The sequence below is a fragment of the Streptomyces sp. NPDC127177 genome (genome assembly GCF_042672475.1).
Classification (GTDB): Bacteria; Actinomycetota; Actinomycetes; order Streptomycetales; family Streptomycetaceae; genus Streptomyces.
Genome location: NZ_JBHXUW010000051.1, coordinates 1 through 10,698 on the forward strand (window position 1 = coordinate 1; position 10,698 = coordinate 10,698).

Genomic DNA, 10,698 nt, shown 5'->3' on the forward strand with positions numbered 1-10,698 from the left:
GCCGTCGCGGGGCCCGTGCCCCGCGACGGCCGTCCGGTCCTGTGCCAGGGGCCGGGCCGGGTCAGCGCCTGCGGTAGGAGCTCACGTAGCCGGGGGCCGGAGTACCCACGCCCGTCACGTCGTCGTATCCGCGCACCGCCGAGAGCGAGGCGTCCTTGCCCAGGCTGCGCACCGAGGTCAGCAGCCCCTCGGCGTCGTCGTAACCGTCGGCGAAGTCCACCCGGGCGACGGCCAGATCGTGGTGCGCGCCCAGCGGGTGGTCCGTCACGTCGTGGTACGCCTTGGAGTGGTAGCGGCTGTAGATCGCCGGGTTGGCGAAGCCGATCGGGCGGCCGTGCTGCGCCTGCTGCGCCAGTGCCTGCACACCGGCGATGACCGGCGCCGCCAGCGAGGTGCCGCCGATGCGGTACTCGTCGTAGCCCAGCGATCCGTCGGGCAGCGTCTGCGTCTGGCCGACCAGGAAGCCGGTGTTCGGGTCGGCGACGGCCGCGATGTCCGGGGCCGTACGCATCCGGGTCTTCCCGTTCGCCTTCGCCAGCGAGTCCGGCACGATGCCGCGCTGGTAGAAGGGCTGCTCCACGGTGGAGCTGGTGCCACCGCCCGCGCCCGAGGTGTAGACGCCGGGGAAGCCCGTCCAGCTCTTGCCGTCGGCCGCCAGCGGAGCGTTCGTGGTGCCCCAGCCGGTCTCCCACTTGTACGTGTCGTGCTTGCCGACGGCCAGCGACGTACCGCCGACCGAGGTCACCCAGGCGGAGTTGGAGGGGACGTCGATCTGCTTGGTGCCGGTGGAGGCGACGTTGTCGCCGTCGTCACCGGAGGAGAAGTAGAAGCCGATGCCCTCGATCGCACCCATCTTGAACACCTGGTCGTAGGCGAGCGCCAGGTCGGGGGTCTGGTTGGCCTCGACGTCGCCCCAGGAGTTGGAGACGATGTCCGCGAGCCGGTGGTCGACGACCTTGTTCAGCGAGTCCAGCAGATCGTCGTCGTAGCAGGACGCGCCGCCCACGTACACGATGTCGGCCGCGGGCGCGACGGCGTGCACGGCTTCGACGTCGAGGGTCTCCTCGCCGTACCAGCCGGAGGCCCCGCACTCCTCGGTCTTCGTGTACTCGTCCGGCAGCACCTGGCGGAGCTGGCCGCGTCCGTACCGGGCGTCGCCGTTGCGCTTGGCGTACTCGGCGGCGTCCTTCGCGATGGTGGGGGAGGCGTACGCGTCGGTGATGGCGACGGTCACGCCCTTGCCGGTGTAGCTGCCGGCCCCGTACGCGGCGCGCAGCTGCTTGCCCGTGTACCCCTTCACCGCGTACGGCACCTTGGATCCGTAGGCACTCGGCAGGGTGGAGGCGGTCTTGGACCCGTAGTACGAGGACAGCGGCCCGGAGTTGCGGAACACGGCGTCCGGCGGCGGCAGTTCGTCGTCGTGGCGGGCCGTGTGCGGGGCGTTGTCCAGGCCCGAAACGGCCAGCACGGCATCGCTCAGCGCGGCCGGCACCGAGGCGGTGGCGGCCGGGGCGCGGTAGGTGTGGCTGCCCTTGCGGTAGTTGTGCAGCTGGGTGCTGAACGCCTTTTCCGCCGTGGCGACTTCGCCGGTGGCGGAGACGTAGTGCTGGTTGGCGCCGGTGACGGTCAGCCCGCTGGACGCAAGCCACTTGCTGACCTGGTCGATCTGCTGCTGAGTGGCCCCGAACCGCGCCTGCGCCTGCGCGGCGCTCAGGTACTTCCCGTACGACGCCGACTGCGGGTCGGAGACGGCGGACGCGTAGGCGGCCAGCCCCTTCGCGTCCCGTCCGGCGAGGTGGACCCGGACGGCGACCTTTCCGCTGTCGGCGGTGGCTCCCCGGTCGGCCGTGGCGGTGGCCCAGGCCGGCTTGGTGCCCTGGAGCGCGTCCCGGCCGCCCGGCGCGGAGTCCGCGCTGGCGTTGGGTATCCCGAGGGCGAGCGCACCGGCGAGCAGCGGCAGTGTCGCCGCCATGCTCAGCCCGGCGCGTCGTCCGGCGCGGCTGATTCTCAAAGTAACCCCCTGCGATGTGGGTCTCGCGTACGGAGCATGTGCCGAATGATGTGCACATGTAATCCGCCACTCTGGCGAGGAACGCCTCATGTACGGGGCATGCAATCACCAAGAATCAGCCAAGTGGCCATGATGGGACGTCGGTTCGTGCTGAATCGCGGAGGATCGGACGCCGTGACCGAAGACTCCCGATAGATCGGGGAAGCTCCGGCCCGCCGGCGGCTGCCCGTGCGTGGAGGGGGCCCTGAGCGCGGCGGAACGAATTCCGGCTGCGGGGAATCGCACGCCCCGCAGCCGGAATGTTCTGTTCGGATCGCCGCGCCCGATCATTGGCGGTGAGTAAAGGGGATCAGTTCGACGGAGGGTCATAAGGTCAATTCCGGTAAATCTCCGCCGGCCTCATCCAAATGCCTGATTCACCGGCGCTGGAATCTTCTTTTCAGGCAGCCGGAGCCTTACGGGAAAGGAATACGCCTGCCAGTACGGCGGCGAAGAACGACACCCCGGCCACCACCCACAGGCCGGTGTGAATACCGACGGTGAAGGAAGAGGCAATGGCATCGGTCACCCCGGGCGGCGAGGGGCGGCCACTGCCGCTGCTGCCGCTGCGGGCCACGTCCACGACGGCCGTGGCGATCTGCGGCGGAACATGGGCGTCCGCGAGGGTCCGCGGCAGTGCGCCGACGAAGCGGACGGCCAGCACGGCACCGAGCACCGCCGTGGCCAGCACCGAACCGACCTGCCGGAACGCGGTGACCGCGTTCGACGCCGAACCCATCTGCGCGGGCTGGACGACCGCGAACGCGGCCGCGGTCGACGGTGCGACCACGAACCCGCTGCCCAGACCCACCAGGGCCAGGCCCACGGCCGTGACGATGTAGGCGCTGTCCGGCTCCTGACGGACCAGCAGCACCGCCGCGACCGCCGCGATCAGCGAACCGGCGGCCAGCAGCCTGCCGGGCCCGATCTTCCCGGAGATCTTCTGCGCCACCAGCGTCGACAGCACGAAGAAGACCATCGCCGGCAGCAGTCGCACACCGGTGCTCAGCGCGGTGACGTTCTGGACGCGCTGGAGGAACAGCACCTCGAGGAAGACCACGCCGACGAAGGTGAACAGCGCGGACGCCGCCACCAGCAATGTCGCCGACACCCGTACGGAGCCCATCATGCGCACGTCCAGCATCGGCACGGCGACCTGCCGCTCCACCCGCACCAGCGCGACCAGCGAGACGGCCGCGACCAGCAGGGCGACCAGCACGACCGGATCGTCGTAACCGGCCCGGCCGCCCGTCGCGATCCCGTACACCAGCGTGCCCAGACCCAGCACCGAAAGGAACTGGCCGCGCAGGTCGAGGGGCCGGTCCGGCACCTTGGACTCGGCGACCGCGTACAGCGTCACCGCCACCGTGACCACGGCGACCGGGGTGTTGACCAGGTAGACGGCCTGCCAGTCGAAGGCGTCGAGCAACGCCCCGCCGAGCAGCGGGCCGACGGCCAGACCGATGCCGGAGACCGACACCCACACCGTGATGTAGCGCAGCATGCGCGGCAGGTCCACGAAGAACGTGGTCGTGATGATGGCCAGTGACGTGGGCAGCACGAGCGCGCCGCCGACCCCGCTGACGGCGCGTCCCACCAGCACCTGCGGGAACGTGCCGGCCGTCGCCACGATCAGCGAACCCACCGCGAGCGTGACCACGCCGATGACGAACACCCGACGCCGTCCGTAGCGTTCGCCCAGCGCACCGCCCGACAGCACACACGCCGCCACGACCAGGGTGTACGTGCTGGACACCCAGCTCAGGTCCGCCGGGGCGATGTTCATGTCGACCTGGAGTGCCCGCAGCGTCGAGATCGCCGACGTCACCTCGATGAACGACATGAACAGGCCCAGGCAGGCGGCCGTCAGGATCAGCTTGCCGTGCGGGATGACCGGCTTCGCGGGCGCGGCCGGGGGTGCGCCGGCAGCAGTCGTCTCCGTTTCCGCGCTCATTTCCTGCCCTCCTTGGCGGCCTTCTCGGCCAGGCGCCGGGTGGCGTCGTCCCAGGAGGCGGGGAGATCGCCGCGCTCGGCGCCGTAGAAGAGGAAGACCGAGTGGTCCATCACCGGCTTCAGCTTCGCGACGATCTTCGCGTGCGGGTTGCTGCGGGAGAAGGTGTCCAGCGCCTCCTGGTCCCGCCAGGCGGACAGCGTCCAGAACGTCTTCTTGAACGGCTCGGCGCGCAACGAGGCCCCGATCGTGCCGGGCGCCGAACGGACCTGCTTCCACACCACCAGGGACAACAGGAAGAACCGGGGCACGCTGAGCAGCGACTTCACTTGGAGCTTCGATGCCATGACCACGGCCTCGCCGGAGTCGGGGGACTCGGTGGCAGCGGCCCCGGGCATCCAGGGAATGGTGGGCATGGGGGATATCTCCTCTTCGGCGTGGAGCACGTGATCACAGCAGGGATTACCCGCTACTCACATGAGACACGCGCGTCCCCGATCCGGACATCCAGTGGTACACAACTACTGGGAAGTGACGCGGTTGGCCGGTTCACGCCCCCCGTGTCCGGTACCCGACGATCCGGACACCCCCGGTGCGGGCCATCGATGAATTCGATGGAACACGCATGTTCGGCGATACGGTGTTTGACCCTCCGTCGTGGCTCGAATTACTTTCCTTGCACGTTGCGGCCCGCCGGCTCAACCGGAGCGATGCACCCACGAATCAGCACTTCCTGAGGGCTCGCTCTCTTCGCGCCGGCGGTCGTCGCACAAAGCGAACACTTCCCTTTCCGGAGAACTGCCCGAACCGAGGGGCCACCCTTCATGACAACTCGTGTCGCCGTGATCGGAGCCGGAATATCCGGCCTTTCCGCCGCCTACCATCTGCCGGACGATGTCGATGTCACCGTGTACGAGAAGGAGAACCGGCCCGGTGGGCACGCCCTGACCGTGGAGGTCGAGGAGGACGGCAGCACCATCGGGATCGACACCGCCTTCGTGGTGTTCAACTCCCGCACCTACCCCCAGCTGACCTCCTTCTTCCAGGAGGTGGGCGCCACCGCGCTGGACCACACCGGTGGTTTCGACTTCTTCGACCTCGACCGCGGGCTCGACTACGGCACGGCCGAGTTCGAGCTCTCCGAGGACGAGATCGCCCGTCGCTACCCGGCCGACTTCATGCCCCTGTGGCGGGACGCCGAGCGTTTCCACAAGGAGGCCCCGCGCGACTTCCTGCGCAAGCGCACCGACATGGCGCTCGGGGAGTACCTGGACCGGGGCGGATACTCCGACGCCTTCAAGTACGGGTACGTGGTGCTGCTCGCCACCGCCGTCTGGTCGGTGCCTGCCGAACTGATCTGGGAGATGCCGGCCACCACCGTCATCGCCTTCTTCATGTCCCACGACCCCGGCGGCCTCGGCGGCCGCTCCGTCGCCTGGAAGACCGTCTCCGGCGGCAGCATCGAGTACGTGCGCCGCGTCGTGGGGGCCCTCAACGGCACCGTGCGCACCTCGAGCCCCGTCACCCGGGTACGCGAGGAGGACGGCGAGAACCCCGGCGTCGTCGTCACCACGGCCGACGGCGAGGAGCGCTACGACTACGCGGTGATCGCCTCGCACGCCGACCAGACCCTGGCACTCCTGGACAGTCCCACCCCGCTCCAGGCCGACATCCTGGGCAAGGTCCGCTACAGCTCCACCAAGGCCGTGCTGCACACCGACCCCTCCAGCATGCCGCCGGACCGCTCCCGCTGGCAGAGCTGGAACTACGGGCTCAAGACCGTCGACGGCACCCCGCGCACCTGGGTCGCGTACTACATGAACTCCCTCCAGGGCTTCACCGCCCGGAAGGACTACTTCGTGACGCTCGACTCCCCGATCGCCCCGCGCGAGGAGACGGTCATCCGCGAACTCCCCTTCACCCACCCGATCATCGACCTCGACGTGCGCACCATGCAGCGCACGATCTACCAGGTCAACGACACGGGGCGGGTCAAGCTCGCCGGGTCGTACTTCCACTCCCCGAAGATCGGCCACGACCTGATCGGCTCGCACGAAGCCGGATACGTCTCGGGGCTCAAGGCCGCCGAGTCCATCGCCCGCCACATCAAGAAGTGAGGGAACTCCCATGCAGCGTGTCACCGCTCTCGAAGCACAGGCCTGGCTGGTCGAGAAGCTCGCAACCCGGCTGGGGGTGGAGAAGGACCAGGTCGACGTCGAGCGCTACTTCGACGAGTTCGACCTCGACTCCACCGAGGCACTGATCCTCGCCGGCGAACTGGAGAAGTGGCTCGGCTTCGAACTGGAGGCCACAGCCCTCTGGTACCACCCGACCATCGCCGCGCTCTCCGAGCACATAGCCGAGGAGAACGCGCGCCATGTCGCAGCGGCCTGACCCCTCCGCCGGCCGCCCGGTACTGACGCCGCTGACCTCCCCGGGAAGCGGCACGGCACGACGGCTCTACGCCGTCCACCCCGGAGCGCTGGCACCCTCCGCCTGGCAGCCGTTCGCCGGAGAACTGCCGTCGGACACCGCGCTGTCACTCCTCGACCTGAGTAACGTCCCGGCCTTCTTCGCCGCGGCCATCGACCCCCGGACCGAGCCCGTCACGGTGCCCGAACTGGCCGCCCGCTGTCTCGCCGAGATCGATGCCGCCACGCCCGGCGACGCACCGTTCTCGCTGGTCGGCTGGTCCTTCGGCGGCGTCGTCGCCTTCGAGATCGCCGCCCGGCTCGCCGCCGAGGGCCGCGCCGGGGCGCTGGACGAACTCGTCCTGCTCGACAGCATCGCGCCGGTACCCGCGTTCAAGCGGACCGACGAGGTGCTGGAACCCCGGATGCTGCTCGACTGGTTCGCGATGTACCTCGGCGCCAAGCGCGACCGACCGTTCACCGTGAGCCTGCCCCCCGTCGCCACCGCCGAGGAGGGCCTGCCCGCCGTACTGGCGGCCGCGACCGCCCAGGGCCTGCTGCCGGCCGACACCGAACTCGCCGGACTGCGAAAGCTGTACACCGCCTACCACGGTGGCCTGACCCGCAACAACCGCTGCACCGCACCGTACGAACCGGGCCCGCTGGACCGGGCGATCACCCTCGTCAAGCCCGAACGGTCACTGCTCCCGGACAGCGGCGACCTCGGCTGGAGCCGGCTCAGCAACCGCCCCGTACGACAGCTGGCCGTGGCCGGCGATCACTACACGATGCTCCGGGACCCGCGTACCGCAGCCGTGCTGTCCGGACGTCCGGCCGATACCGCCGCCGCCTGACCGACCACCGCACCAGCGCTGCCACCGCCACCCGGCGCATCTGACCGAGAGGACCGTCGTGCACTACTCACGTCTGGCCGAAACCCCCATCGCCATCGTCGGGCTGGCCGGCCTGTTCCCCAAGTCCCGCAACGTGCGCGAGTTCTGGCGCAACATCGTGGACGGGAACGACTGCATCGAGGACGTTCCGTCCACCCACTGGAACACCGACGACTACTACGATCCGGATCCCACCGCCGAGGACAAGACCTACGCCCGGCGCGGTGGCTTCCTGCCGGAGACCCCGTTCAACCCCATGGAGTTCGGCCTGCCGCCGAACACCCTCGAGGTCACGGACATCCTCCAGCTGCTCTCCCTGACCGTCGCCCGTGACGTACTGCGGGACGCCGGGACCGAGGGATCGGGCTGGTACGACCCCTCCCGCACCGGCGTCATCCTCGGTGTCACCGGAGCCAACTCCCTCACCCAGCCGCTCTCCGCGCGCCTCCAGACCCCGGTGCTCAAGGAGGTCGTGCGGAGCGTCGGACTCAGCGACGCCGACGCCGAGGAGATCGCGCGCCGCTTCAAGAAGGCGTACATCCCGTGGGAGGAGAACTCCTTCCCCGGCATGCTCGGCAACGTCGTCGCCGGACGCATCGCCAACCGCTTCGACCTCGGCGGTACCAACTGCACCGTCGACGCCGCCTGCGCCAGCTCCCTCGCCGCGACCAAGCTCGCCGTCAGCGAGCTCATCGAGGGCCGCGCCGACCTCATGCTGACCGGCGGCTGCGACGCCGAGAACACGATCCTCATGTACATGTGCTTCAGCAAGACCCCGGCGTTCTCGAAGAGCCAGGTCATCCGGCCCTTCGACGCCTCGGCCGACGGCACCCTGATCGGCGAGGGCATCGGCATGCTGGCCCTCAAGCGGCTCGCCGACGCGGAGCGCGACGGCGACCGCATCTACTCCGTGCTGCGTGGCATCGGAACCTCCAGCGACGGCCGCTTCAAGAGCATCTACGCCCCGCGCGCCGAGGGACAGCAGCTCGCGCTGCGCCGCGCGTACGAGGACGCGGCCCTGCCCGTCGGAGCCGTAGAGCTGTTCGAGGCCCACGGCACCGGCACCGCCGTCGGCGACCACACCGAGCTGTCCGCGCTCGGCTCCTTCGTCACCGGCGACCAGGCCGAGGACGCCCCCGCCGACCTCGGTTACGCGGCCGTCGGCAGCGTGAAGTCGCAGATCGGCCACACCAAGGCCGCCGCAGGCGCGGCCGGCCTCATCAAGCTCTCCCTCGCCCTGCACCAGAAGGTCCTGCCGCCCACCATCAACGTCGACAAGCCCAGCGAGGCCGTCGACCCGGCGAGCACCCCCTTCTACGTGAGCTCCGAGGCGCGCCCCTGGGTCCTCGACCCGTCCCGCGACCGCCGCCGCGCCGCCGTCTCCTCCTTCGGCTTCGGAGGCACCAACTTCCACATGGTGCTGGAGGAGCACGACACAGCCGAGGCCCCCAAGGTCCTCGGTCCGGTCGCCCGCACGGGCATCTGGCACGCAGCCGACCCCGAGGCACTCGCCCGCTCCCTGGAGCGCGGCGCCGCCGCCGACCCGGTCGGCTGGGTCCCGGCGGGCGACGCCCGCATCGGCATCGTGGCCCGCGACGACGAGGAGTTCGAGGAGCTGCGGACGGTGGCCGTCGGGCTGCTGCGCGCCAAGCCCGACGCCGCGTCCTGGCAGCACCCCAAGGGCATCACCTACCGCCGCGCCGCCCTGCCCACCGGAGCGAAGACGGCCGCCGTCTTCGCCGGCCAGGGCAGCCAGTACGTCGGAATGGGCCGCCGCGCCGCGCTGGCGCTCCCCTCGGTGCTCACCGCCTACGACAGGGCCAACAAGCTCACCTCCGGCGCCGAGACCCTCGGCCGGGCCGTCTTCCCGCCGCCCGCCTTCACCGACGAAGGACGCAAGGAGCAGGAGGAGCGGCTGCGCCGCACGGAGTTCGCGCAGCCGGCGATCGGTGCGCTGTCGGCGGGCCAGTTCGCCTGGTTCAAGGAACTGGGCTTCACCCCGGACGGCACGATCGGCCACTCCTTCGGCGAACTCACCGCCCTGTGGGCGGCGGGCGCGCTGGACGACGACGGCTTCGCCGAACTGGCCCGTGCCCGAGGCCTGGCCATGGCGCCGCCCGCCGGCGCCACCGCCTTCGACCCGGGCGCGATGGCCGCGGTCCGCGCCGATCAGAGCGTGGTCCAGGAGCTCGTCACCGGCTACCGCGACGTGAGCGTCTGCAACGTCAACGCCCCCGGCCAGATCGTGGTCGGCGGCCCCACCGCCGAGATCGACCGCCTGGTGGCCGACGCCGCGGGCCGTGACGTCCACGCCAAGCGGCTCCCGGTCTCCGCCGCCTTCCACACCCGTTTCGTGGCCCACGCCGCGGACGCCTTCCGCGAGGCGGTCGACCGCGTCGGACTCGGCACGCCCACCGTGCCGGTGTACGCCAACACCGCGGGCGCGAGCTACGGCACCGACCCGGCCGCCAACGGCCGCACCCTGGTGGACCAGCTCCTCCAGCCCGTCGACTTCGCCGCACGCATCGAGCAGATGTACGCCGACGGCTACCGCGTCTTCGTCGAGTTCGGCCCCAAGCGAGTGCTGTCCGACCTCATCGGCCGCATCCTGGAGGGCCGCGACGACGTCGTCTCCCTCGCGGTCGACGGCGGCCCCTCGAAGGACAGCGAGGTGGCCCTCAAGCGGGCGGTCGTCGAACTCGCCGTGCTCGGCCTGCCGGTCACGGGCGTGGACGACCACACGGAGCCCGAGCTCGTCGCACCGGCCCGCAAGGGCCTGACGATCCCGCTGCGCGGCATCAACTACGTGACAGACGCCCGGCGTTCGGCATACGAAGAGGCCCTCGCCGAGCCGACCGTGACCCAGGCTGCGATCCCTGCGCCTGCCGCCGCCCCTGCCCCGGCACCGGCCGCGGTCGTGACGGGCGCGGGGGACGAGCTGAGTGACGTCGTACGGGAAGGGCTCGGCCTCCAGGCCGAGATCCTGGACTCGCACGTCACGACGATCCGGCAGGCGGTCCAGTCCCTGGAGGACTCCGTCCGCGCGGGCTCCCACCCCGACACGGACGCCGCCCTGCGCCTGATCCAGGAGCACGGCACGTCCATCACTTCGAGCCACGAGCGCGCCACCCGGCTGCTCATAGACGCCCTGCGCGGCGCCGAGGAGCCGGCGGCCGAGACCGAGGCGGCCCCGGGGGCCGAGGCGGCCCCGGAGCCGGTGGCCCAGGAGCCGGTGGCGCCGGTCGTCACCCAGGAGCCTGTTGCTCCCGCTCCCGCTGTGGCTGTTCCTGTGGCGTCTGCCCCTGTTGTGGTTGTTGACAGTGGGGTGTTGGAGGCGTTGTTGGGTGTGGTGGCGGAGAAGACGGGTTATCCGGCGGAGATGTTGGAGCCGGG

General features: G+C 70.5%; 7 protein-coding genes. 4 read left to right on the forward strand and 3 right to left on the reverse strand.

From position 1 onward, the window contains the following. Positions 1-61: 61 nt before the first annotated feature. The 3 genes from ACFVJX_RS27155 to ACFVJX_RS27165 all read right to left on the reverse strand — a co-directional run bounded on the left by ACFVJX_RS27155 (position 62) and on the right by ACFVJX_RS27165 (position 4,417). Complete coding sequence (locus ACFVJX_RS27155) at positions 62-1,972, reverse strand: protease pro-enzyme activation domain-containing protein (protein ID WP_384135511.1); 1,911 nt, start codon at positions 1,970-1,972, stop codon at positions 62-64. Between the two features lie 478 nt (positions 1,973-2,450). Beyond that, positions 2,451-4,004 (reverse strand): MFS transporter, encoded by a 1,554-nt coding sequence (locus ACFVJX_RS27160; protein ID WP_384135470.1) that lies wholly within the window; start codon positions 4,002-4,004, stop codon positions 2,451-2,453. After that, the gene (locus ACFVJX_RS27165; RefSeq protein WP_384135473.1) at positions 4,001-4,417 is read right to left on the reverse strand and encodes a DUF3291 domain-containing protein; all 417 of its coding nucleotides are present in this window, start codon (positions 4,415-4,417) and stop codon (positions 4,001-4,003) included. Before ACFVJX_RS27165 ends, ACFVJX_RS27160 begins: the two co-directional genes overlap by 4 nt. A gap of 408 nt (positions 4,418-4,825) precedes the next feature. Here ACFVJX_RS27165 and ACFVJX_RS27170 point away from each other — a divergent pair, with 408 nt between their 5' ends. The 4 genes from ACFVJX_RS27170 to ACFVJX_RS27185 form a co-directional block, all read left to right on the forward strand. Beyond that, positions 4,826-6,118 carry an NAD(P)/FAD-dependent oxidoreductase gene (locus ACFVJX_RS27170; RefSeq protein ID WP_384135475.1) on the forward strand — a complete coding sequence of 431 codons (1,293 nt, stop codon included), beginning with the start codon at positions 4,826-4,828 and terminating at the stop codon, positions 6,116-6,118. A gap of 10 nt (positions 6,119-6,128) precedes the next feature. Then, positions 6,129-6,395, forward strand: coding sequence for an acyl carrier protein (locus ACFVJX_RS27175; RefSeq protein WP_384135478.1), 267 nt, complete (start codon positions 6,129-6,131; stop codon positions 6,393-6,395). Next, positions 6,379-7,266 (forward strand): thioesterase domain-containing protein, encoded by an 888-nt coding sequence (locus tag ACFVJX_RS27180; protein WP_384135481.1) that lies wholly within the window; start codon positions 6,379-6,381, stop codon positions 7,264-7,266. Before ACFVJX_RS27175 ends, ACFVJX_RS27180 begins: the two co-directional genes overlap by 17 nt. 58 nt (positions 7,267-7,324) lie before the next feature. After that, positions 7,325-10,698 (forward strand): beta-ketoacyl synthase N-terminal-like domain-containing protein (locus tag ACFVJX_RS27185; RefSeq protein WP_384135484.1); only part of this gene is annotated, 3,374 nt, incomplete at its 3' end.

What these genes read in the sequence shown, in the direction of transcription:
- ACFVJX_RS27155 (WP_384135511.1), bottom strand. Translation starts at nt 1,972, where the DNA reads ATGGCGGCGACACTGCCGCTGCTCGCCGGTGCGCTCGCCCTCGGGATA.
- ACFVJX_RS27160 (WP_384135470.1), bottom strand. Translation starts at nt 4,004, where the DNA reads ATGAGCGCGGAAACGGAGACGACTGCTGCCGGCGCACCCCCGGCCGCG.
- ACFVJX_RS27165 (WP_384135473.1), bottom strand. Translation starts at nt 4,417, where the DNA reads ATGCCCACCATTCCCTGGATGCCCGGGGCCGCTGCCACCGAGTCCCCC.
- ACFVJX_RS27170 (WP_384135475.1), top strand. Translation starts at nt 4,826, where the DNA reads ATGACAACTCGTGTCGCCGTGATCGGAGCCGGAATATCCGGCCTTTCC.
- ACFVJX_RS27175 (WP_384135478.1), top strand. Translation starts at nt 6,129, where the DNA reads ATGCAGCGTGTCACCGCTCTCGAAGCACAGGCCTGGCTGGTCGAGAAG.
- ACFVJX_RS27180 (WP_384135481.1), top strand. Translation starts at nt 6,379, where the DNA reads ATGTCGCAGCGGCCTGACCCCTCCGCCGGCCGCCCGGTACTGACGCCG.